The 22,375-nt window shown below is 70.0% G+C and carries 19 protein-coding genes; 8 read left to right on the plus strand and 11 right to left on the minus strand.

What is annotated here, in order from left to right; translation table 11 throughout:
* Positions 1-19: 19 nt before the first annotated feature.
* Together AC5RVV_RS11010 and AC5RVV_RS11015 are read right to left on the minus strand one after the other, a co-directional pair.
* On the minus strand, positions 20-1,381 hold the full coding sequence (locus tag AC5RVV_RS11010; RefSeq protein ID WP_494001435.1) for a TIGR01906 family membrane protein: 1,362 nt from the start codon (positions 1,379-1,381) through the stop codon (positions 20-22).
* A gap of 152 nt (positions 1,382-1,533) precedes the next feature.
* On the minus strand, positions 1,534-2,526 hold the full coding sequence (locus tag AC5RVV_RS11015; RefSeq protein ID WP_494001436.1) for a stage II sporulation protein M: 993 nt from the start codon (positions 2,524-2,526) through the stop codon (positions 1,534-1,536).
* Between the two features lie 111 nt (positions 2,527-2,637).
* On the opposite strand from AC5RVV_RS11015, the gene AC5RVV_RS11020 reads away from it, so the two are divergent.
* Complete coding sequence (locus AC5RVV_RS11020) at positions 2,638-3,441, plus strand: RDD family protein (RefSeq protein ID WP_494001437.1); 804 nt, start codon at positions 2,638-2,640, stop codon at positions 3,439-3,441.
* Positions 3,442-3,487: 46 nt separating this feature from the next.
* Here AC5RVV_RS11020 and AC5RVV_RS11025 read toward each other — a convergent pair whose 3' ends face one another.
* The 4 genes from AC5RVV_RS11025 to AC5RVV_RS11040 all read right to left on the minus strand — a co-directional run bounded on the left by AC5RVV_RS11025 (position 3,488) and on the right by AC5RVV_RS11040 (position 7,190).
* Positions 3,488-4,732, minus strand: a complete 1,245-nt coding sequence (locus AC5RVV_RS11025) for a L,D-transpeptidase (protein ID WP_494001438.1) — start codon at positions 4,730-4,732, stop codon at positions 3,488-3,490.
* A gap of 193 nt (positions 4,733-4,925) precedes the next feature.
* Positions 4,926-6,419, minus strand: a complete 1,494-nt coding sequence (ahcY, locus tag AC5RVV_RS11030) for an adenosylhomocysteinase (protein ID WP_494001439.1) — start codon at positions 6,417-6,419, stop codon at positions 4,926-4,928.
* A gap of 10 nt (positions 6,420-6,429) precedes the next feature.
* Entirely contained in the window at positions 6,430-6,675 is a 246-nt protein-coding gene (locus tag AC5RVV_RS11035; RefSeq protein WP_494001440.1) for a Trm112 family protein, read from the minus strand.
* A gap of 125 nt (positions 6,676-6,800) precedes the next feature.
* Positions 6,801-7,190 carry a DUF3499 domain-containing protein gene (locus tag AC5RVV_RS11040; RefSeq protein WP_494001441.1) on the minus strand — a complete coding sequence of 130 codons (390 nt, stop codon included), beginning with the start codon at positions 7,188-7,190 and terminating at the stop codon, positions 6,801-6,803.
* A gap of 247 nt (positions 7,191-7,437) precedes the next feature.
* On the opposite strand from AC5RVV_RS11040, the gene AC5RVV_RS11045 reads away from it, so the two are divergent.
* Positions 7,438-7,923: a metallopeptidase family protein gene (locus tag AC5RVV_RS11045; protein WP_494001442.1), complete on the plus strand. Its 486-nt coding sequence runs from the start codon at positions 7,438-7,440 to the stop codon at positions 7,921-7,923.
* Positions 7,924-7,954: 31 nt separating this feature from the next.
* On the opposite strand, the gene AC5RVV_RS11050 is transcribed toward AC5RVV_RS11045, so the two are convergent.
* The 3 genes from AC5RVV_RS11050 to AC5RVV_RS11060 are packed head-to-tail and all read right to left on the minus strand — an operon-like array spanning position 7,955 to position 13,739.
* On the minus strand, positions 7,955-9,781 hold the full coding sequence (locus tag AC5RVV_RS11050; RefSeq protein WP_494001443.1) for a DUF5719 family protein: 1,827 nt from the start codon (positions 9,779-9,781) through the stop codon (positions 7,955-7,957).
* A complete protein-coding gene (locus tag AC5RVV_RS11055; RefSeq protein WP_494001444.1) occupies positions 9,778-13,161 on the minus strand; it encodes a glycosyltransferase in 3,384 nt (1,127 codons plus the stop codon). The genes AC5RVV_RS11050 and AC5RVV_RS11055 overlap by 4 nt, the downstream gene beginning before the upstream one ends.
* 29 nt (positions 13,162-13,190) lie before the next feature.
* Positions 13,191-13,739 (minus strand): WhiB family transcriptional regulator, encoded by a 549-nt coding sequence (locus AC5RVV_RS11060; protein ID WP_494001445.1) that lies wholly within the window; start codon positions 13,737-13,739, stop codon positions 13,191-13,193.
* A gap of 272 nt (positions 13,740-14,011) precedes the next feature.
* Between AC5RVV_RS11060 and AC5RVV_RS11065 the strand changes: the two genes are divergently transcribed.
* On the plus strand, positions 14,012-14,707 hold the full coding sequence (locus AC5RVV_RS11065; protein WP_494001446.1) for a TIGR03089 family protein: 696 nt from the start codon (positions 14,012-14,014) through the stop codon (positions 14,705-14,707).
* A 25-nt stretch (positions 14,708-14,732) separates the two neighbouring features.
* On the opposite strand, the gene AC5RVV_RS11070 is transcribed toward AC5RVV_RS11065, so the two are convergent.
* Positions 14,733-15,305, minus strand: a complete 573-nt coding sequence (locus AC5RVV_RS11070; RefSeq protein WP_494001447.1) for a GtrA family protein — start codon at positions 15,303-15,305, stop codon at positions 14,733-14,735.
* Between the two features lie 196 nt (positions 15,306-15,501).
* Between AC5RVV_RS11070 and AC5RVV_RS11075 the strand changes: the two genes are divergently transcribed.
* The 5 genes from AC5RVV_RS11075 (at position 15,502) to AC5RVV_RS11095 (ending at position 21,230) form a co-directional block, all read left to right on the plus strand.
* Positions 15,502-16,626, plus strand: a complete 1,125-nt coding sequence (locus AC5RVV_RS11075) for a 5-(carboxyamino)imidazole ribonucleotide synthase (protein ID WP_494001867.1) — start codon at positions 15,502-15,504, stop codon at positions 16,624-16,626.
* Positions 16,623-17,150 carry a 5-(carboxyamino)imidazole ribonucleotide mutase gene (purE, locus tag AC5RVV_RS11080; protein ID WP_494001448.1) on the plus strand — a complete coding sequence of 176 codons (528 nt, stop codon included), beginning with the start codon at positions 16,623-16,625 and terminating at the stop codon, positions 17,148-17,150. Before AC5RVV_RS11075 ends, purE begins: the two co-directional genes overlap by 4 nt.
* A gap of 52 nt (positions 17,151-17,202) precedes the next feature.
* Positions 17,203-18,795, plus strand: a complete 1,593-nt coding sequence (locus AC5RVV_RS11085) for an LCP family protein (protein WP_494001449.1) — start codon at positions 17,203-17,205, stop codon at positions 18,793-18,795.
* Between the two features lie 123 nt (positions 18,796-18,918).
* Entirely contained in the window at positions 18,919-20,196 is a 1,278-nt protein-coding gene (manA, locus tag AC5RVV_RS11090) for a mannose-6-phosphate isomerase, class I (protein WP_494001450.1), read from the plus strand.
* Entirely contained in the window at positions 20,193-21,230 is a 1,038-nt protein-coding gene (locus AC5RVV_RS11095; RefSeq protein ID WP_494001451.1) for a lipid II:glycine glycyltransferase FemX, read from the plus strand. The genes manA and AC5RVV_RS11095 overlap by 4 nt, the downstream gene beginning before the upstream one ends.
* A gap of 89 nt (positions 21,231-21,319) precedes the next feature.
* Here AC5RVV_RS11095 and glpX read toward each other — a convergent pair whose 3' ends face one another.
* Positions 21,320-22,309 carry a class II fructose-bisphosphatase gene (gene glpX, locus AC5RVV_RS11100; RefSeq protein ID WP_494001868.1) on the minus strand — a complete coding sequence of 330 codons (990 nt, stop codon included), beginning with the start codon at positions 22,307-22,309 and terminating at the stop codon, positions 21,320-21,322.
* Positions 22,310-22,375: the final 66 nt, after the last annotated feature.

The raw sequence follows: 22,375 nt of genomic DNA on the forward strand, positions 1-22,375 counted from the left end.
CCTGGCCGGCAGCCGCCGCCTAGTCCTGCTCGCGTGCGAGCAGCAGTTCGTGCCGGCGGCGCTGTTCTTCGGCGGCGGCGGCGCTCCGGTTCCGCCGGGCGCGGGTCGGCCAGGTCAGCGCCAGCACCAGCGAGGAGACCATCAGCACCAGCAGGGCAATGACGATTCCGGCGTCCATCCAGAACTGGGCCGGGAACAGGCGGATCAGGGTGTCGTCCACGAAGAAGGTCCAGGTGCCGTCGGCGAAGAAGATCCGGTGGAACTCGGTGAAGAACTGCTGCCAGTTGAGCGCCCCCAGGACGCCCAGCAGCAGGACCAGGATCAGTGTCGCGGCGGAACCGGCGAACAGGCCGCGCCGGATCCCCCCGTGGTAGCGGCGCGCCAGGTAGACCACTGCGACGACGGCCAGCAGCAGCATGGCCGCCCCGGCAAGCATGGTCGCGAGGAACACGCCCTTCACGTCGGCCATGTGGCTGACCTCGGAGTCCAAAAACAGGCTGCCGCCGTGGGGGCCGGAGAGGTCTCCCAGGTATCGCGGGCCGGCGAAATTCAGCAGGTAGTCCACCGCATAGGAGCCGTAGGTCATCCGTTCCTCCGTGCTGAAGCCGAAGCTGTCGGCCGGGAACCCGGGGCGGTGGTATTCCGCCCAGAGGAACAACGGCGTGGCCACCAGCCGGATAGCACCGATGATCAGCAGCGGCGGGAACAGCACCGCCAGGACAACCTGCAGGATCCGTCCGGCCAGCGGCTTGGCGTTCATTGCCTCGTCGCGCTCGGTCGTGCGCCGGACAACCTCGGAGCGCGGCGGGCGTACCGAGAGCGCACCGGTCGCTGGGTGGGCGTCGCTGCCGGCCGCGGCTGCGGTCGTGCCACCGGGCGGCATGGGCGGGCGCGCCGGCAGCGGCTTCGGGGCCGCCGGGCCCTGGTCGGCAGCGGCGGCCGTGCCGGTCCCCCGGCGGCCGTCGCCGGGTGCGGCGTCTGCTGCTCCGGCCGGATCCGGCCGTCCGGCCGCGGGGCCACCGGCGGCTCGGCCGGCAGGCACGGGGGCTCCGACCCGGGCGGCTTCGGCGGCAGCGCCCGCTCCTCCGGCGGCCCGCGCCCCGGCGTCGGGCTGCGTGGACCCGTCGCTCCGGGGCCGCGTTCCGGCGCTGTTCGGGGCACCCCCGTCGCGCTCGGTGCCGAGGCCGGTCGCCACGGCACTCAAATCCGGCAGCCGGCTGGGCCGGCGCATGGGCAGCGGGTTGGCGCCGTCCCGGAACCGGCCGTTGACGGCAGGGACCGGAGGCGCGGGGGCGCGCTCCGGTTCAGCGCCAGGGGCTTCTCCCGGCGCTGTCCGTGCCCTGCGTTCGTCTCCGCCGGATTTCACGTCTTCGACTGCCACGTCCGTCGCCTCTTTCTGTGCCGCTGGCCTATCTGCCTATGAGACTACCGCCGGCCGGCGGCGCTTCACGGTTGCCACCCCGGGGGCGGCCCGCCCGGCCGTCGCCTGCCTGCCCCGCCGGCTGCCTGCCCCGTCGCTTGCCCGGACGGCAGCTACCCGGTGGCGGCGGCCTCGCCGGCGTCGAACCGGCCCAGATCGCCGCGCTCCCCGGCCAGGTAGGCCCGCCGGCCCACCACGAGGGTATAGATCCAGTAGGCGGCCAGCACCAGCACACCGATGCCCAGGCGCAGCCAGTCCGGCAACTGGCTGGGGGTCACGAAGCCCTCGACCAGGCCGGAGATCAGGAGGACGAGGACCAGTCCCAGGGCGACGGTAATCAGCGACCTGCCTTCCCGGGCCAGCGAGGCGGTGCGGGTGAGCCGGCCGGGCGAGACCCAGGACCAGAAAATCCGCAGTCCGGCCGCCCCGGCGATGAAGATGGCGGTGATCTCCATCAGCCCGTGCGGCAGGATGTAGAGGAAGAAGACGTCCAGCCGGTCGTAGGCGGCCATCATCCCGCCGGCCATGCCCACCCCCTGGGCGTTCATGAACAGGATGTACGGCACCCACAGTCCGGTCACTCCGAAGGCAACCGCCTGCGCGGCGATCCAGGCGTTGTTGGTCCACACCATGCCGGCGAAGGAGGCGTTGGGATTTTCCGAGTAGTAATTGACGAAGTCCTCTTCCACGTACTGCCGGATGTTCTCGTCGGAGCCCATCGCTTTGATGACCTCGGGGGTTCCCGCCACCCAGGCGCCGAACAGCCAGGCGACCAGGACGAAGAGGGCGCCGATGGCCACGGTCAGCCAGCGCAGGCGGTAGAACGCGGCCGGCAGCGACAACACGAAGAACTCCGCCACGTCCCGGGCGAAGTTGGAGCGGGCCCCCGTGAACCGGGTCCGGGCGCGCGACAGGCGGGTGGAGAGGGCCGCCGACAGCTGGCCCTCGGCGGCCACCGACCGGATCATCGACAGGTGGGTTGACGTGCGCCGGTAGAGCACGAGCAGTTCATCCGCCTCGGCGCCGGTGAGCCTGCGTTTGGCGCTCAGTTCGTCCAGCCGCTGCCAATCGTGCTCATGCACCGCGGCGAAGGCATCGATATCCACGCTCCTAGCCTAGCCGCCGCGCGCGGAAGATCCGGGGCGCCGCCCGGCCCGCCGCCCCGGATCGATAGAGTGGAACCGGGCGCGGCACAGGCCGCCCGGGAAAGGGATCCGATGAGCAACGTCATCACCGGCGAGGCGGTAGTGCTGGAACTGCGGCCGGCGTCGTTCGGCGTCCGGGCGCTGAGCTCGATCATCGACGTGGTGGCCAACGTGATCCTGCTGATCGCCGCCTTCGTGCTGCTGGCGGAGACCCTCGAGGTCGGGTTCGACGCCGCGGCCGCCCGGGCGCTGGTCATCGCCGTGGTGCTGTTCTTCCTGGTCGGGGTGCCCATCGCCGTCGAGACCCTTACCCGCGGCAAGTCGCTGGGCCGCTGGGTCATGGGCCTGCGGATCGTGCGCGACGACGGCGGTGCCATCCGGTTCCGGCATGCGCTCATCCGCGGCCTCGTGGCGGTCTTCGAACTGTACATCCTGCTCGGTTCGGTGGCCTTCATGGTGGCCCTGTTCAATGACAGGTCCAAGCGGCTCGGCGACCTGCTGGCGGGCACCTACAGCATGCGGGAACGCGTCGCGGTCGCGCCGAAGATCCTGCCGGAAATCCCCCCGCAGCTGGCCCCCTGGGTGAAGCTCGCCGACATGGGGCGGCTGCCGGAGCCGCTGGCCCGGCGGATTATCCAGTTCCTCTCGCAGGCGCCCAAGATGATTCCGGCCTCCCGCGCCCGGTTGGCCACGGCCCTGGCCAACGAGGCGTCCGGCTATGTCTCTCCCCCGCCGCCGGCCGGGACGCCGCCGGAAATGTACCTGCTGGCCGTGATGGCCGAACGGCGCGAACGCGACTTCGTCCGGCTGTCCCGACTGCAGGAGCGCGCCGCCCGGCGTGGCGCCCGGCTGCATTCGCTGCCCTTCCGGGACTAATCGCGGCCGCGCGGTCCGCGCCGCTACCGTGCCGGCCGCGCGACGGCTACCCCTTGTCCTGCGACGTCCAGGTCTTCCAGTCCACGTTCCAGTCCCCGAAACCGTCCGTCGGGTCCAGGAACCCGCCGTCGGTATTGCGGATATCCACGATGTCCCCGGTCCGCATGGTCTCGTAGAAGTACCGGGCGCCGGCTTCGGACATGCCCACGCAACCGTGGGAAATGTTGCGCACGCCCAGGGCGGAGGGGTCCAGGGTGGTGTGGACGAACTCGCCGCTGTTGCTCAGCCGGCTGGCGTACTTGGCGTCGAACGGCTCGTACCAGTCCGGGTCTCCCGGTTTGAGCCCGATGCTGCGCGGGTTGAACGGCAGCGATTCATGCATGTCCATGATCGGGTGGATGCCCTTGCTGGACGGCCAGTTCGGGTCGCCCAGCGTCACCGGGAAGGTCTTGGCCAAGTCGCCGCCCACGTAGATCTTCATGGTCTTGGTCTTGTTGTCCACGATCGCCCGGCGGTCATCGAGGATGTTGACGGTGATCTTCTCGTCGTTCATGCCGATCATGTTGTTGCCGAACTCCACGCCGAACAGTTTCATGTCCACGGTCACGGTGCTGTTCGGCTCCCAGTATCTTTCCGCGCGGAAGCGGGCCTTGGTGTCCGAATACCAGTAAAACTCGCCCTTCTGCCCGGCGGAGGTGGTGATGGAGATGGCCTCCTCCACCGCTTCCTTGTTGAGCACGGGTTCGCTGAAGTTGAACTCCAGCGGCTGGGCGATGCCCACGCTTTGCCCGTCCAGCGGGTACATCCAGCCGTCGGCCTGGTTGGGAGCGAGCACGGTGGTGAAGCTTTGCTGCTTCGCGGTCTCGGTGCCGGCGCGGTCCACCAGGGTGTAGCTGAACTCGTATTCGGTCAGGAAGTCCAGGCGTTCCGTTGCCTTCCAGACGCTGCCGTCTGCGGACAGCTCCCCGGCGATCGGTTCGCCGCCCTGTGCCGGCGCCAACGCCACGTCCTTGATGGAGGCGTTCTTGGCGGTAATGGTGGCCACGGTGGCGGGGTTAACCTCCACGGCTTTGTCTGCCGGGGTGACACCGACCGACATCGCCTTGACGACCGGCGCGGAGAAGCCCTGCCGCTCGGCCGGGGCGGCGGCGAACACCCGTCCCATTTGGCCTGCGAACGTGGGCGACGCCATGGTTGCTGCAGTGACGGCCGCGGCGGCTGCCACCAGCACTCCGACGATGCACAGCAGGGCGATCTTAAGGCCCTTGCGCTTCTTTTTTTCCTCAGTCATCCCAACCCAACTCACGAGACCCCCGCGGCGGGTAACCGCCGCTGCAGGGCACAACAGCACCCTGCCTCCATCGTAGGGCGGGTGGCGCCGAAGGGACGGGTTATTGCGGGCGAGCCCGCCCAACAATCCGGTAACCATTCAACCGGACGGCTAACGGCGGGACGTACGCCCGCCGTCGGCCTCCCGGTCTGGATCAGTAGCGGTAGTGGTCCGGCTTGTACGGGCCGGCGGCGTCCACGCCCAGGTACTCGGCCTGTTCCTTGGTCAGTTCGGTGAGTTCGACGCCGAGCGCGTCCAGGTGCAGCCGGGCGACCTTCTCGTCGAGCACCTTCGGCAGCACGTAGACCTGGTTGGCGTACTCGGGCTCGCCGGTGGCCGAACCCTCGGCCGGTTTGCCGTGCTTGGTGAACAGCTCGATCTGCGCGATGGTCTGGTTGGCGAACGAGTTGCTCATGACGAACGAAGGGTGCCCGGTGGCGTTGCCCAGGTTCAGCAGCCGTCCCTCGGAGAGCACGATGATGGAGCGCTCGGTCGCCAGCCCGGCATCGAAGACCCATTCGTGCACCTGCGGCTTGATCTCCACCTTCTGTACGCCCTCGACGCCGGCCAGGCCCGCCATGTCGATTTCGTTGTCGAAGTGGCCGATGTTGCCCACGATGGCCTTGTCGCGCATCTTCACCATGTCGGACGCCATGATGACGTCCTTGTTGCCGGTGGTGGTGATGAAGATGTGGCCCTCGCCCACCACTTTGTCCAGGGTGGTGACCTGGTAGCCGTCCATCGCGGCCTGCAGGGCGCAGATCGGGTCGATCTCGGTGACGACGACGCGGGCGCCCTGGCCGCGCAGCGCCTCGGCCGCGCCCTTGCCGACGTCGCCGTAGCCGCACACAACCGCCGTCTTGCCGCCCATCAGAACGTCGGTGGCCCGGTTGATGCCGTCGGGCAGCGAATGGCGGATGCCGTACTTGTTGTCGAACTTGGACTTGGTCACTGCGTCGTTGACGTTGATCGCCGGGAACAGCAACTGGCCCTGCTCCGCCAGCTGGTAGAGCCGGTGCACGCCGGTGGTGGTTTCCTCAGTGACGCCGCGGATGCCGGCGGCGACCCGGGTGAACTTCTGCGGGTCCTTGGCCAGCGAGGCGCGCAGCACGTCCAGGATGATCGTGTACTCGTGCGGGTCCTCCGCGGTGGCCGAGGGGACGGCGCCGGCGGCCTCGAATTCCACGCCCTTGTGCAGCAGCAGCGTGGCGTCGCCGCCGTCGTCCAGGATCATGTTCGGTCCCAGCTCGGGGTTTTCGTCGGCGCCGGGCCAGGTCAGGATCTGCTCGGCCGTCCACCAGTACTCTTCGAGTGTTTCCCCCTTCCAGGCGAAGACCGGAACGCCCTGCGGTTCCTCCGGCGTGCCGTTGCCCACCACGACGGCTGCGGCGGCCTCGTCCTGGGTGGAGAAGATGTTGCAGGAGGCCCAGCGGACCTCCGCTCCGAGCGCGGTCAGCGTTTCGATCAGGACCGCGGTCTGCACCGTCATGTGCAGGGAACCGGCAATCCTGGCGCCGGCCAGGGGCTGGGCCTCGCCGAATTCTGCGCGCAGGGCCATCAGGCCCGGCATCTCGTGCTCCGCCAGGCGGATCTGGTGGCGGCCGGCGGCTGCCAGCGAGAGGTCCTTGACCTTGTAATCGAACGTCACAGTAATGCTCCTAAGCGTGGTCAGCGGGGCCGTCGTTGGGGGAGGCAGCGGCGCCGTCGTTGGTTGAATCAAGGGCGCCGCCGGCGGGGGCGGTCTGCGGCAGCAGCACCGGGATGCCGTCTTCGATCCGGTAGTGCAGCCGGTCTCCGGCGGCGGTGCGGCCGGTCGAGAGCAGTTCGTCGCCCTCCTGGACCAGTGATGAACCGGTAGCCGGGCAGCGCAAAACCGCCAGCAGTTCGGGGGTCAGATGTGCCATGCGATGGTGTCCTTTGATCTCCAGCAGCTTCGGCTGCGTCCGCTTCCGGCGGCCGGCGGCGCGGGGCTTCGCCGCGGACGGCAGGTTGCCGGCACGGCGCGCTGCCCGTCTCCCAGCGTATCGCCCTAGGGTTGTCCGCGCAGAATGCGCAGGTGCCCGCGCCGGGTGCCCGCCGCGCCCGCGGGCGGTTCCAACGGCTCGCGCTGGCCGCGCGGCTGGGGCGCCTCGTCGGGCACCTCGGGAGTGCGGGCCGCCTCCCGCACGGCGTCGGCCAGGGCCAACAGGTCGTCGGGGTTGGGGACCGGCGCCTGCTCGGGCAGGGCCAGCCGCATGACTTCCCAGCCGCGGGGCACGGTCAGCCGTTCGGCGTGCTCGGCACACAGGTCGTAGCAGTGGGGCTCGGCATAGGTTGCCAGCGGGCCCAGCACGGCGGTGGAATCGGCATACACGTACGTCAAAGTAGCGATGGCCGACCGCTGACAGGCCGAGCGTGAACATTGACGAATGGATCCCACGAGAATGCATCCTACTCCGGGCCTCCCTCCTTCCCGACCACCGGCGCGGGCCGGTGGTCAAAGATTAGGTCACAATCGGGTCGCGCGGACGCGGCCCGCCGGACGCCGCCCGCCGGACGTCGCACCGCTGCCGGGTGCTCCGGAGCGACGCTGCCGGGGCCGGGTCGCGTTGACGCCGCGGGACGCTTCGGCGCACCGCCGCGGGGCCCGGGTGCCTTATTCCGGTCCCCGGGCTTAAAGTCGGTATATGGAAAACGGACCATTACTGACCCTCTCGCTGGACAGCGACGGCGGTGGCTGGCGCCGTCCGTTTGCCGCACGACGCCGGAACCGCCGCGGCCGCGGGCTGCGCGGCGACCTGCTACCCGCCAACCTGCCCGGGCATCTGACCAGGTCCGAACAGTTCGAGGCGTGGGTCGCGGAGTCCGCCGAGCGGCTGGCGTACTTCTGGGGGGAGCGGGTCGAAGCAGCCCAATTCGTGGTCGAGGACATTCCGCCCCGACTCGAAGAGCTGCTCGCCCGCGGCCAGGCCGCGCCCCTGGGCAGCTTCACGCCGGCCGCGCCGGGCCGCCCGGCCGTGGTGACCGTCTTCCGGCAGCCGGTCCAGGCGGCCGCCCGGCTGCGGGCCGAACTGCCGGAGCTCATTCACGATGTGGTAGTGGAGCAGACCGCGCAGCTGCTGAACATGGCCCCGGAAGCGGTTGACCCCGGCTACGGCCGGACCCGCCCCTGACCGGCGTTCCGGTCCCGGCGCCGCTTCTTCCCTAGTACCCGATATCGACCGGCACCGCGGTCTGCGCCTGGGTGCCGGCGGGCACCGGCAGGACCGCAACGTCGGGAGCACCGCCGTCGGTCAGGACCTGGGCGCCGTAGACGGCTTCGCCGGACGCGCTGATCAACAGGGCCGCAGCGTCGGCGCCGTCTGCCCGGGGATCAAGGGTCACGGTGGTTCCGGCGGGCACGGTCACCGCCTGCTTCTCCCCCAGTTTGCCCTTCGGATCCACCGGCGTGATTTCCACCCGGGCGTCCCCCGACGGCGCGCTGAAGGCCATGCGGGAGCTGACACCGCCCGGCACGACCGCCAGATGATTGCTGCCGAGGCGGCCGGTCGCGGGTGACCAGCCGAAGTCCACCGGTTCGCCCGCCTCGGTTCCCCTGCTGACCCGCGCGGCGGCAGCGATGGACACGTCGGCGCTGATTTCGACGGAATACGTGCCGGCCGGCAACGACTCCAGCGGCACCCTGGTGACGCTCCCGGCCGCCGCGGTGACGACGCCGCCGCCCGGGAGGCTGACCGGGCCGTCGGAACCGAAGACGCGCACTTCCAAGACCGCGTCGGTCACGCCGGGCACCGCCACGTCCAGCGCCGGCGCCGCGTCCTCATAACCGTCCTGGTCCCGGATGGCCCGTGCCGGTTTCTGGTCCTGGACGGTAATTCCCGTGACCACCTGCCGCGTGCCGGCCGGGGCCGACGCCTGCAGCAACTCGACGCCGCCGGGGGTCAGCTGGCGCAGGACGCTTTGCTGGATGAAGCCGGTCACCGGGCCGCCGGAGGACTGTACGCGCACGGCCAGGGATTCCTGGTTTGCGGCCACTCCCGCCAGCACGATGGAGCGTGACTCCCCGGGAGCGACCAGCAGCCCGCGGGTGCCGGCAGCCTGGACCTGCCCCTCGGACGAGACCAGTTCGAGGTCTACCGAGGAGGGTGTCTGGGAACTGTTGTGCAGTTTCAGCACGGACGTGGTTCCAACGGTGGTGGACGCGCCGAGCAGCCAGAAGTCATTGGCCGGTGCCATGCAGTTGGCAGCGGCCAGTCCGCGCAGGTCGCCGTCGGAGGCCCGGTAAGTCATCGCCGCGCCGGCCAGCGCGGTGGTCTCCCCCATCGGGGCGGCCCGCAGCACGGTGGGAGCGGACAGGTCCTGTCCGGACACCACGGACGCCACCATCTTGGTCTCGCCGGATGACTTTTCCGTCGGTTCCGCGATGCGCGCGAGCGGAGTGCCCGCGCCCAGTTCCGTCAACTCGCTGCCGGGGACGTTGCCGCCGAGGTCGCTGAGCACCAGGGCCCGCGCCCTGGTCTGCGCCGTAGTGGAGACCGGGCTGAACTGCGGATCGGTGTCTTCGGCGGCGCTGTCCAGCAGCCGCAGGGGCTCCGGGCAGACAGCGGTGTAGTCTCCGGCCGGAACGGCAGCGGACACGGGCGGCCGCTCGGCGGCCGCACCCGGCACGTCCGCCAGGCTGCCGGCGGCTACCGCCGCTCCGGTCAGCAGCAGGAGGCCCGCCCCGGAGACGGCGCCCAGCGTCCGCCGGCCGCGCTTCGGCGTGGCGCCGGCGGTGGAACTGCCGGAGCGTGCGGCAGGCTTGCCCGCGGCGGCATCGCGTGCCCGGTCCCGCCGCGCAGCACGCTTGGCGGCCTTGCGGTCGATCGGCTGCACGGGCTCGGCCGCGCTGTCCCGCTCCGGCTGCACGGGCCCGGCCGCGCTGTCCCGGTCCGGCTGCACGCCATCAGGTGCGGATGCGGCAGCGGCCGTTGGCCCAATCGCCGCCTCTGTCGCCCGCGGCTCCTCGCCGCGGCCACCCTTCTCGGTCATCGTTGCTGTCCTTTTCCGGCCAGGGCAACTGCGCCGCCGTCGGCCGGGTCTTCGAATGCCGCCCTGCGCAGTTCCGCGGGGCCGGCATCCGCCCCGGTGGTCTTGATGTGGTCGATGCGGCGCGGCGCGAACCGCCGCCGGGCCGGGATCGGTATGGCGAGCAGGACGGTCAGTCCGATGGCGAGCACCTGGAGGATGCCGATCCACGGCGACCACGGGCTCGAATAGCCGATCTTTACCGTACCCGCTGCTGCCGGCACCTCAAACGCCTGGGCCCAGCCGTCCTGCGAGGATTCCAGCGGCCGGCCGTTCAGGGTGGCGGTCCAGCCCGGGTCCGTCCGCTCGGCCAGAATCAGCCGACGTCCGGGCTCGCCGGCGGGAATCTCCCCGGCCGCCGCGGTCCAGCCGGACGGCACGGTTTGCAGCAGGTCGCCGTTGGCATCGACCAGGCGCACCCGTGCGGTCAGTTGGCCTGCCGCGGTGCCGTCCTTACCGGTCGCTCCGACCACCCGCCAGAGCCATCCGGAGTCGGTGCGTCCCACGGAGGTCAGTCCGGGCACGGCGTCGATCCGGCCGGCAAGCAGTTCGGCCGCCGTATCGGACTCCTGCAGCACCACGAAGTCCACGCCGAGCCTCACCAGGGACGGCCGCGGATCCACGCCGGTGCCCGCAACGATGACCGCCACGGTGTTCCGCAATTCTGCGTCGGCGTCGTCGTCGGAGCGCACCTGGGCGTCGGTGAGCGGACCGGCCAGGGCCCGCGCCGAGTAAATGGCCGAGAGTTGGTCCAGGGTGGTGCCGCTGCCATGCATCACGGCAGCGGTCACCGCGCCGCCGGTTCCCGCCGTCAACACGAGCGCACGGGCCTGTTCCGGCCCGGTCCCGCTGTCCGCAGAGGTGGCCGGCAGCGTGCGGCCGGCCCCGGGCGTTACCTTCAGCTGCGTACCGAAGTCCGTCAGGGTCCGCGCCTCGCTGGACGGTGTGTAGCCGGTGAACTGGGGCACCAGCCAGTGCGCCAGGCTCGCTGCCGGGCCCAGCGCCATCAGGACGGCGGCGGCCACGGCCACGGTGCGCCGCAGGCCCGAGGCCGGGCGCCCGGCTGCGGCAAGGTCGTGCCGCAGCCGGTCCCCGGCGATTAGTGCCGCGCCCAAAAGCAGGAACAGGGCCAGCGAGACAAAGGGACCCGTGAACGGTGTCACCACCGCTCCCGGTGCGACGGCGGTGGCCAGCAGCGATGAACCAAAGGAGGCCGCGAGGGTCAGGAACACGCCGAGCCAGAGCAACCGTGCGCGGCCGGCACCCTTGCCCGTGACCGCCCCGGCCACGGCCAGCGCCAGCACCGGCACGGCGACAACGAGTGCGTAAGCGAGCGCCCACGGACCCTGGGCCAGTTTCTCCAGCATCCCGGCCCCGGCCAGCCCGTCGGCGGGGCCGAAGGCGAGCGGGAAGCCCATCAGCTGCTGCCACAGCGGGGCGGCGTGGAAGGCCATCGGCAGGCCGGGATCGCCCAGCAGCGCGCGCGGCTGGTCCAGCCCGGCGACGAGCATCGGCAGGGCGAGTGCCAGCGGCGGGATAAGCGCCCACCAGACGGTCTTGGCCCGGCGGCGCAAGGCCAGCATCAGGACGGCGATGAAGACGACGACCACCGGCAGCAGCGCCGGTGCCGACGCCGTGATGCCGGCCAGGCAGAGTCCCGCCGCTGCCGCCGCCGTCCAGGAGGGATTCCCGTTGATCCCGGGCTTGTGCACGGCTTCGTGCGGCAGCAGGGGCCGGTTGGCGTCGGCGCGTTGGACGGCGGAGCCGGTGGCGCGCAGCAGGCCGAGCACGGCCCACGGGATCAGCAGGTGGGCGATCAGCGCGCCCAGGCGGCCCGCGCCCAACGCGACCTGGAACGCGGGAACGCTCGCCCAGAACATCGCGGCCCAGAAGCGCAGGCCGCGCCGCTGTGTGAAGGCCCCGGCAGCGAACCATGCGCCGGCGGCGGCCAACGGCATGGCCAGCAGCACCAGCGTCAGGACGGCGGCGGAACCGTTCCCCAAACCCAGCACGGCCAGGACCGCCAGCACGTAGCCAAAGGGGTCGCCGTGCCCGGGGACGCCGGAGCCAAGCGAGATCCACCAACTCGAAGCGTTGTGCCAGATTTCGGCGACGGTGGCCGAGACCGGCAGCAGTCCGCCGCCCACCAGCGCCGGCGCCCCGAAGAAGTCAAACATGCCGACCGTGGAGACGAGGGCCAGCACGACGGCGGCGGCCACGAGTCCCGTACCCACCCAGGTCCGGGCGGGCGCGGCGAGGGCCGCGAAGTCGTCGGATCCGCCGGTGGGCTGGTCGCTGCCGCCGGCATCCGATCCGGAGCCGTCGCCCACGACGCCGACGGCGAGCTCGGGCCGCAGCGACTCGGCCAGTGACCGCCGGTAGGCCCAGACCTCGCGCCGCGGGACCATCAGCGGGCGCACTATGGCCCGCGAGGTCCTGCGCGTCTTGGCGGCCTGCCGCCGGGACGCGAAAAAGCCCGCGGGTCGGAACAAGGCGGCAAGGGTGGCACCCAGCTGCCGCAGCCCGTGCATGGGGTCCTTGGCGACCACCGAGGCCAGGAAGCTGTACAGCCCGCCGAGCAGGGCCCCGATCCACAGGAACGGCACCTGCCACCAGGCCGCATGCTTGAGCCGGAGATAGATCTGAGCTTTGCGGGCTGCCCTTGCGGTGCCGTGGTCGCCGGTCCGGGCGGCGTGGCGAACCCTCGCGGTGGGGACAACCACCACGCGGTGGCCGGCCAGCCGGTTCCGCCAGCACAGGTCCACGTCGTCACCGGTCCCGGGCAGGGCCGGATCGAACCCGCCCAGCTGGTCGAAGACGTCGCGGCGCACCAGCATGCCGGCGGAGTTGACGGCAAAGAAGTCGCTGCGGCCGTTGTACTGGCCCTGGTCCATCTCGTCGACGTCGATCATGGTCAGCCGTTCGGCCCAGCGGCTCACGGTCAGGCCCACGTCGACCAGCCGGCGCGGGTCGTTCCAGTCCACCTGTTTGCAGCCGGCGATGGTTACCGACGGTGCCGTTTCCACGGCGAGCAGCAGTTCCTCGAGCGCATCAGGCTCCGGGGCGGAATTATCGTGGAGCAGCCACAGCCATTCCTGGGCCGGACCGTCGTCCGGGGTGTGCTTGGGCAGCTCGGCCAGCCCCACCCGGACCGCGGCGCCGAACCCGGCGCGGTGGGAAGCCGCGGCCACCGGGCTGCCGGCGGGCAGTTGCGCGCGCAGCAGGTCAGCGGACCCGTCGGACGATCCGGTGTCCACCCCGACGTGGGCATCGGCGGGTCTCGTCTGCCGGGCCAGGGCTGCCAGGGTTTGGGGCAGGCAGGAAGCGCCGTCGTGGGCTACCACAACGGCTGTGACGCGAACTTGCTGCTGAATCAGAGCGCTCTTTTCCGCAGCCGGCGGCGCTCGCGCTCCGACAGGCCTCCCCAAATGCCGAAACGCTCGTCATTGGCCAGCGCGTACTCCAGGCACTGCGAGCGCACCGTGCACGCGCCGCACACCTTCTTCGCGTCGCGGGTGGATCCGCCCTTCTCGGGGAAGAACGCTTCCGGGTCCGTCTGGGCGCACAGGGCATCGGCCTGCCAGCCGAGTTCTCCCTCGTCCTCATAGCCGGCGCCGAAGCCCGGCAGCCCGATCCACTGCGGTTTCGGCGCCGGATCGGCCTCGGCCGGTTCCCGGAGCAGGCGCGGAGCAGTCAGCTCCAATACCTCGGCCCCGGGTCCCTCCGCCAACGCTTCGTGCGCGGCGAGGAAGGCGGTGGCCGCGTCCTCGAGTGTCTGCTGGCTGGATTCGCGGAAGCGTTCTGCCGCCGTCGGATCTGCCGGATCCACATACCAGTCTGCCGGTACGCCGCGCGATCCGTGCGATGCCGAAGCCTGCGCTTCGAGCTCCCGCCGGTGCGCACTACGTTCTGCCTGCCCCATCAGCCCTCCCGGAGTTCCTGTACCAGCATGGTGTTAGATTCATGTGCAGCGCTGGATCTCAGCGCCGGACACAAGCATGCTGTTACACGTTTAATAACTAATTACATGGGTGTAATACGTTCAAGTCAAGCGCCGGCGGGAATCTTAGAGACTCGACAGCGAAATCCGCGTACGCCACGCGAGGGCCCGCTCCCGTGATGTGCGTCACAAATACCGCGTGCAGGCGTCAGCCGGCCTCCGGCTGGGCCACGAACCCGACATTAAGGAGCACCGTGAGCACCCCCGCCACGATCACCGACCTGCTGGCCCGAATGCGCCCGGGCTCGTCCCCCTGCCTGGTCTGGTACGGCCCGGAGGGCGAACGCATCGAGCTGTCCGGGCGCGTGCTGGACAACTGGGTGGCCAAGACGGCGAACCTGCTGGCCGAGGAACTGGACGCCGCCGAGGGTACGAGCGTGGGTCTTCTGATGGACCCGCACTGGCGGTCGTTGGTCTGGGCGCTGGCCGCGTGGCAGGCCGGCGCCACCGTCCGGCTGGGCGAGGCCGCCCGGAGCGCCGACGTGGTGGTGGCCGCGGATCCGGCCCTTTTGGTGCGGGAAGGCAGCGGACACCAGGTCCTGGTCGCCCTGGGCGCGCTCCAGTTGCGCTGGCCCGGGGAACTGCCCGACGGCGTCCTCGACTACGCGGCCGAGGTCCGCTCCTACGCGGATGAATACCTGGGAATCGATTCCCTGGCGGCAAACGGCTTGGCCCTGGAGGACGACGGCGGAGCGCTGACCTTCGCCCGGCTTTTGGACCGGCCGACAGCGGCCAGGAACCTGCTGGTGCCGGCGCACACCCCCTGGCCGGACGTGCTTCGCGAAGCCCTGGCAACCTGGCAGGGCGGCGGCACGGTCGTGCTGGTGCACCCGGAGGTAGGGGTGACCCAGCGGTTGCTGGACAGCGAACGGGTCACCGTACAACTGTGAACCGGTGATCCGACCCGGACCCCGCCTAGCCGCGCGCCGTGCCCGATGCCTGGGGGCCGTCGGCCTCCGGCGCGGCGTCCGCGGGAGGCTGGTCGGCATTGTCCTCGGGGTGGCGCTCGAAGATCTTGCGGTCCTCGGCAAACTCCGGCTCGGCGTCCAGCTCAACGTTGAACACCAGGAACCGGTAGGCGAAGAAGCGCATCACGGTGGCCAGCACCGTGCCGACGATGCCCGCGAACAGCAGCATGGTCCGGTCCGTCACCTCCAGCGGGTAGCGGGCTATCCAGACGCAGCCTGCGGAGACCACCATGCCGATGACGTTGATGACGATGAACAGCACCAGTTCGCGCAAGACGTTCGCCTGGCGGCGATGACGGAACGTCCAATAGCGGTTGGCTACCCAGGAGAACAGTGTTGCCACGGAGGCGGACACGAACCGCGCCTTCACCACGCTGTCGTCCATGGGCCCGTTGATCAGCCACCAGTACACGCCGTTGTCCACGATGAAGGCGATCCCGCCGACCGTGCCGAACTTCGCCACTTCCCGCCAAAAAAGGGAAACAATGGCGCGCAGGCGCTCGGAAATAGTTCGGTTCATGATCGAAGGTGGATCCCTTTCGCTCGGATGCCGGAGCAGAGCCGGCCGACGCACTATTGTATTGCGCCAGTCTGGGCGTTACCTAGGACGTACCCGCCGCGCGAAGTGCAATGCGACTCGTCCGGAGCCTGTTCGGTACCCTGACTAGGTGAGTTTTCCAGTGATCGGCGTAGTGGGCGGCGGCCAGCTTGCCCGAATGATGGCACCCTGTGCGGTAGAGCTCGGCTTTGAACTGCGTGTTCTGGCCGAGGCCGCCGATGTTTCCGCGGTACCCGCCGTGGCCACGGCTCCCGTGGGCGACTACCGCGACCTGGAGGCGCTGCGGGGGTTCGCGAAGGGCCTGGACGTGATGACCTTCGATCACGAGCACGTCCCTACCGAACATCTGCAGGCCCTGATTGCCGAGGGCGTCAACGTGCAGCCGCATCCTGACGCGTTGATCCATGCGCAGGACAAGCTGGTCATGCGCGCGGTGGTGGACAGGCTGGGGCTGCCAAACCCGGTGTGGGCACCCGTCTCGGGCGTCGACGAGCTGGTTGCCTTCGGCGGCAGGATTGGCTGGCCGGTGGTGCTGAAGACGCCGCGGGGAGGCTACGACGGCAAGGGAGTGCGGATCATCCGCGATGCGGATGCTGCCGCCGAGGCGGCCGACTGGTTCACCGGCGGCGCGCTGCTGGTCGAAGAAAAAGTCGATTTCAGCCGGGAGCTCTCCGCGCTGGTAGCCAGGACTCCGTCCGGCGAAGCACGGGCCTGGCCGGTGGTGCACACCATCCAGGTGGACGGCGTCTGCGACGAAGTGATCGCGCCGGCACAGGACCTGCCGGCGGACGTCGCCGAGGCGGCCCAGCAGGCGGCGCTCCGGCTGGCCGACGAGCTGGGCGTCACCGGCGTGATGGCCGCCGAGTTGTTCGCCACCCCGGGACGCGGGGCAGGCTTCGTGATCAACGAACTGGCCATGCGCCCGCACAACACCGGCCACTGGACCCAGGACGGGTCGGTCACCAGCCAGTTCGAGCAGCACCTGCGGGCCATCCTGGATCTGCCGCTGGGCGATACGTCCCTGCTCGGCGGCGCCGTCGTCATGAAGAACTACCTGGGCGGCGCAAATACCGACCTGTTCTCGGCCTATCCGCGCGCGCTGGCCGCCGAACCGTCCGTCAAGCTGCATGGCTACGGCAAGTCTGTCCGTCCCGGCCGGAAGATCGGCCACGTCAATGTGGTGGGCCGCGATGCGTCCCAGGTGGAGGAACTGCGCCGGCGCGCGGACCGCGTCGCGGCGATTGTCCGCGACGGCGTGGACCCCCAGGAAGGCAAACCATGAGCAACAAGCCGATAGTCGGCGTGGTGATGGGCTCGGATTCCGACTGGCCCGTCATGGAGGCCGCCGCCCGGGCGCTGGAGGAATTCGGCGTCCCCTACGAGGCCGACGTCGTCTCCGCGCACCGCATGCCCGAGGACATGATCGGTTATGGCCGCGACGCTCACTCCCGGGGACTGCGGATCATTATCGCCGGCGCCGGCGGTGCCGCGCACCTGCCCGGCATGCTCGCCTCCGTAACCCCGCTGCCGGTGATCGGGGTGCCGGTGCCCCTGAAGTACCTGGACGGCATGGATTCCCTGCTCTCCATCGTGCAGATGCCCGCCGGGGTGCCGGTGGCCACGGTGTCCATCGGCGGAGCCCGCAATGCCGGGCTGCTGGCCGTGCGGATGCTGGCAGCCGGTGGCGACGAATTGGCCGGGCGGCTGCAGCCGGCCCTGCTCGAGTTCGCGTCCGGCCTGCGCCGGTCCGCCTACGACAAGGGAGCCGCGCTGCGTGAACGCGCCGCAGGCTCCGGCGAGGCCTAGGACGGTGGGTCCCCAGCCGCCGAGGAAGCCGTCGGGGTCTTCGGCGCGCGGGGTGACCGATCCGGTCCGCTACCCCCAGCACGCTCCGGCGCCGGTGCGCACCAAGCGCGCCTTCGTCCTGCTGCTGCTGACCCTGCTCGTCCCGGGCAGCGCCCAGATCGTGGCAGGGGACCGCCGGCTGGGCCGGCGCGGCCTGGCCGTGACGCTGCTGGCCTGGGCGGCCGTTGTGGCCGCTGCCGTCATGGCCCTGGTGAACTGGCCGCTGCTGGTGAACCTGGCCACCGACCGCTGGGGTTCGCTGGCCCTCGTTGTGGTGCTGGCAGCACTGGCGCTGTTCTGGGCGTTCCTGTTCCTGAACACCTTGCGCATCATCAGGCCCAACCTGCTGGCCCCGGGCGTCAAACCGGCGGTGGCGGTGACGCTGGTTGCCCTGATGGTGCTCACCAGCGGCAGCCTGGGCTACGCCGCCTACCTGCTCAACGTGAGCCGCAACGCCTTCAGCTCCATCTTCGAAACCCGGCCCGCGTTCGACCCGGTGGACGGCCGCTACAATTTCCTGCTCATGGGCGGCGACGCCGGTGCCGGGCGGGTGGGGCTGCGCCCGGACAGCATCCAGGTGGTCAGCGTCGACGCGAAGACCGGCCAGACCGTCATGTTCGGCATCCCGCGCAACTTCCAAAACGCCCCGTTCCCGGCGGACTCGCCGATGCACGAGGTGTATCCGGAAGGCTTCAGCTGCGGTGACGAATGCATCATCAACGCCCTCTACGTCGACGTGGAGCAAAACCACGCCGACCGCTACCCTGATGCCAAGAACCCTGGCGCGGAGGCCATGAAGGACGCCGTGAGCGGGATCCTGGGCATCGAGATCCAGGCGTATGCCCTCGTGGACATGGACGGCTTCGAAGCCCTGGTGGACGCGATGGGCGGCATCACGGTCAAGGCCGGCGGCTGGGTGCCTATTTCCAACAGGACCATCCCCGGCACCAATCAGCATTACCCGCCGAAGGGCTGGATCGCCCCGGGCGTCCAGGAGCTCGACGGCTACCACGCCCTCTGGTACGCCCGCTCCCGCGAATTCGCCACCGACTACGACCGCGTCCAGCGCCAGCAGTGCGTGATGTCGGCGATGGTCAAGCAGCTGGACCCGGCAACGGTGCTGACCCGCTTCCAGCAGTTGGCCGAGGCCGGCGAACAGGTCGTCGAGACGGACATTCCCAGTTCGCAGCTGGGCAGCTTCGTCTCGCTGGCGCTGAAGGCCAAAGACCAGAAGGTGAAGCGCCTGACCATCGGACCGCCGGACTTCGGCACCGCCGCAGAAAATTTCGTCACCTACCCCGACTTCTCGGTGATTCATCCCCGCGTTCAGGAGATGTTCACCCAGGAAGAGCAGACTCGGCAGAAAGATCCCAAGGACGACGGCGGCGGCGCCGGCGGAGACCCCGGCTCCGGTGGCGGAGAAACCACCGCCGGTGAGGGCGGGGCCGGCCGCGCGGACGAGGCGGCACCGGATGCGGCCGACGCCCCGGAGGCACCGGCGGAGCCCCAGGTCACCGCAGAGTATCTCCAGCAGCTGGCCGAGATCGGCGATACCGCCACGCTCGGCGCCCTGGTGGCCAACAACGGCAAGTGCTCGGTCCCCTGATCCCGGTTCGCTGCCACGCCGGTCCGGCGGCGTCCCCCCGGTGCGGGGCGCGTGCTGCCGGAATGCTGCAACGGCGCGGGGTCTGAGAGGATCGTGGGAACAAGGACGAGGAAGAGGCTTCACATGTATCGGTTGACGAATGTAGTGCGTCCCTATGCCTGGGGCTCGACGACGGCGATTGCCGAGCTGTTCGGGCGGGAACCGTCCGGCGGGCCGGAAGCCGAACTCTGGATCGGCGCGCACCCCGACTCCCCGTCACGGGTGCAGCTGGCCGGAGGCGAACGGCCGCTCGATGAGTTCATCAAGGAGAACCCTGGCGCCGCCCTGGGCGAGACGGTTCTGGGCCTGTTCGGCGCCACGCTGCCGTTCCTGACCAAGGTCCTGGCCGCCGACTCCGCGTTGTCGCTCCAGGTCCATCCCACGCTCGAGCAGGCCCGCGCAGGGTTCGCCGCGGAGAATGCGGCCGGCATCTCCTTCAACGACCCGCAGCGCAGCTACCGGGACGACAACCACAAGCCGGAGATGATCTTCGCGCTCAGCGACTTCCAGGCGCTGTGCGGTTTCCGCCCCCCGCGCGACGCGGCGCGGCTGCTGGCCGGGTTGAAACCACGGCTGGCGGACGCCGGCGCGGCCCTGGATCTCCTGGACGAGGTGCTGGAACTGTTGGGTGGCGGCGACGAGGAAGCGGCCCTCCGCGGTGCCTTCGTGGCGCTGCTGGACGGCGGGGAGCGCTCCACCCGGCTCGCGGCGGACACGGCCCGCCTGCTGGCGGCCACACCGGCCGGCAGCCTGGGCACCGAATATGCAGCGGTCGCCCGCCTGGGCGAACTGTATCCGGGCGACCCCGGCGCGTTAATCTCGCTGCTGCTGAACCTGGTCGAACTCTCCCCCGGCCAGGCACTGTGCCTGCCCGCCGGAAACATCCACGCCTACCTGCAGGGCCTCGGGGTGGAGGTCATGGCGGCCTCGGACAACGTGCTGCGCGGCGGCCTCACCCCGAAGTTCGTCAACATGCCCGAACTGCTGAAGATTACGAACTTCCGGCCTATCGCCCCGCCCTTGGTGAAACCGACCATCACCGATGCCGGCCAGGAACTGTACTGCCCGCCCTTTGCCGAGTTCCAGCTCCAGCGCATCGAACTGGCCGACGGCGGCAGCCCGGTGCCGCTGGCCCAGCACGGCCCCGCGATCGTGCTGGCCGTGTCCGGCAGCGTGCTGCTGGACTCCCCGAAGTCCGACCTGATGCTTGGCCGCGGCGATGCCGCGTTCATCCCCGACACGGAACAACCGGTGAACGTGCACCCGGCCGGAGACACCGGAACCGGCGCGGTGCTGTTCGCGGTGACCACCTCGGGCGGCACACATGAATTCGATCAACAACGAACGGGAGCAACACTTTGACCGCTTCGATCCTGCAGTCTGCGCCCTGGGCCGACTTTCAACGCAGCCTGGGCAAACAGGTCTTCGAACGCAACGGTGACGGCTGGAACTTCCTGGCCATCGCGGAAAAGACGCCCCTGGGCCGGTTCCTGTACGTCCCGTACGGCCCGGCCGCGGCAGACAACGCCGCCCTGATCCGCGCGCTGGCCGCCCTGCAGTCCCTGGCCGCGGAACAACGCGCCCATTACGTGCGGATCGAACCGGTCGGCACCGACCTCGGCCAGCGGCCGCAGGCGGCGCTGCAGTCGCTGGGCCTGGTCAAGGCACCGGTGGATGTCCAGCCGAAACTGACCTGGATGCTGGACCTGAGCCAGCCGGAAGAGGACCTGCTGGCCGCCATGCGCAGCACCAGCCGCAACCTGTACCGCAATATCCACAAGAAGGGCGTCACCTTCGATGTCTCCACCGACCCGGCGGACATCGAAATCCTGCTGGGTTTCCTGCACGACGTCTCCGAGCGCGCGGAGTTCAAGGCCCAGTCCGACGATTACCTGCGGCACGCAGCCCGGACCCTGGTCCCGGCCGGCGCGGCCAAACTGTTCATCGCCCGGTTGGACGGCCAGCCGATCGCGGCCGCGCTGTCCTACGACACGGAGGCCACCCGGGTGTACGCGCACGCCGCGGCGGACGACGCCCACCGCAAGCTCAACGCCGGGATTCCGCTGGTAGTGACCATGATGATGGACGCCCGCGCCGCCGGCATCCGCCACTTCGATATGTGGGGCGTCAGTCCCGAGGACGAGCCCGACCACCCGTGGGCCGGTTTCTCCCGGTTCAAGCGCTCCTTCGGCGGCTACGAGGTCAGCTATCCGGGCAGCTGGGACCTGCCCGTCAACCAGCTCATGTACCGGGCCTACCTGCTCTCGCGCACGGGCCGCGAGGCCGTAAGCCCCGCCGTTCACAAGGTGCGCACCGCGGTGCTGCCGGCCGCCCGCAAGGCGCGCGCCGCCGTCGTGCCGGCGGTGCGCAAGCTGCGCGGCACGCTCCCCCGCTGACCGCCCCCCCCCGGGTCCGTCCCGGAACGACAAGAGGAAAACCCCGCACCGGCTCGGGCCGGTGCGGGGTTTTCCTTCGCTGCGGGTGGCTAGAGCTTTCGCTCGAAGCGGTCCCACTTGTATTCCTGGTGCTCGCCCTCGACGAAGCGGATGGTGCCGGACTTGGAGCGCATCACGATCGACTGCGTGAGGACCTTGTGGTTCTTGTAGCGGACGCCGCGCAGCAGGTCACCGTCGGTGATGCCGGTGGCCACGAAGAAGCAGTTGTCGCTGGTGACCAGGTCATCGGTGGTCAGCACCCGGTCCAGGTCGTGGCCGGCGTCGATGGCCTTCTGCTTTTCCTCGTCGGTGGTGGGCCAGAGCCGGCCCTGGATCACGCCGCCCAGGGACTTGATGGCGCAGGCCGTCACGATGCCCTCCGGGGTGCCGCCGATGCCCATCAGGACGTCGACGTCGGTGCCCTCGCGGGCGGCCGCGATGCCGCCGGCGACGTCGCCGTCCATGATGAACTTGGTGCGTGCGCCGGCGGCGCGGATCTCCTCGACATACGGCTTGTGCCGGTCGCGGTCCAGGATCATCACGTTGATCTGGTTGATCTTCTTGTTCTTGGCCTTCGCGATCAGGTGCAGGTTCTGCTTGATGGGCAGCCGCAGGTCCACCAGGTCCGCCGCTTCGGGGCCGGTGACCAGCTTCTCCATGTAGAACACGGCCGAGGGGTCGAACATGGTGCCGCGCTCGGAGACCGCGAGCACGGAGAGCGCGTTGTTGATGCCCAGCGCCGTCAGCCGGGTGCCGTCGATCGGATCCACGGCGACGTCGCACTCGGCGCCGGTGCCGTCGCCGACCTTTTCGCCGTTGAACAGCATCGGGGCCTCGTCCTTTTCGCCCTCACCGATGACGACCACCCCGTTGAAGCTGACGGTGGACAGGAACGCGCGCATGGCGTCCACGGCGGCGCCGTCGGCACCGTTCTTGTCCCCGTAGCCGACCCAGTGGCCGCCGGCGATCGCCGCGGCTTCGGTGACGCGCACCAGTTCCAGCGCCAGGTTTCGGTCCGGCTCGTTGTCGCCGACGCGCATGGACGGCGGAAAGTTGGAAAAGGGGTCAGCCTGGGCTTCGTGGGACACTTCGACCTCATCTTCGAG

Source organism: Arthrobacter sp. MDT2-34-1 (assembly GCF_059091365.1).

Coding starts and splice junctions, on each gene's coding strand:
- AC5RVV_RS11020 (WP_494001437.1), top strand. CDS start 2,638: ATGAGCAACGTCATCACCGGCGAGGCGGTAGTGCTGGAACTGCGGCCG.
- AC5RVV_RS11025 (WP_494001438.1), bottom strand. CDS start 4,732: ATGACTGAGGAAAAAAAGAAGCGCAAGGGCCTTAAGATCGCCCTGCTG.
- AC5RVV_RS11035 (WP_494001440.1), bottom strand. CDS start 6,675: ATGGCACATCTGACCCCCGAACTGCTGGCGGTTTTGCGCTGCCCGGCT.
- AC5RVV_RS11045 (WP_494001442.1), top strand. CDS start 7,438: ATGGAAAACGGACCATTACTGACCCTCTCGCTGGACAGCGACGGCGGT.
- AC5RVV_RS11050 (WP_494001443.1), bottom strand. CDS start 9,781: ATGACCGAGAAGGGTGGCCGCGGCGAGGAGCCGCGGGCGACAGAGGCG.
- AC5RVV_RS11060 (WP_494001445.1), bottom strand. CDS start 13,739: ATGGGGCAGGCAGAACGTAGTGCGCACCGGCGGGAGCTCGAAGCGCAG.
- AC5RVV_RS11070 (WP_494001447.1), bottom strand. CDS start 15,305: ATGAACCGAACTATTTCCGAGCGCCTGCGCGCCATTGTTTCCCTTTTT.
- AC5RVV_RS11075 (WP_494001867.1), top strand. CDS start 15,502: ATGATGGCACCCTGTGCGGTAGAGCTCGGCTTTGAACTGCGTGTTCTG.
- purE (WP_494001448.1), top strand. CDS start 16,623: ATGAGCAACAAGCCGATAGTCGGCGTGGTGATGGGCTCGGATTCCGAC.
- manA (WP_494001450.1), top strand. CDS start 18,919: ATGTATCGGTTGACGAATGTAGTGCGTCCCTATGCCTGGGGCTCGACG.
- glpX (WP_494001868.1), bottom strand. CDS start 22,309: ATGCGCGTCGGCGACAACGAGCCGGACCGAAACCTGGCGCTGGAACTG.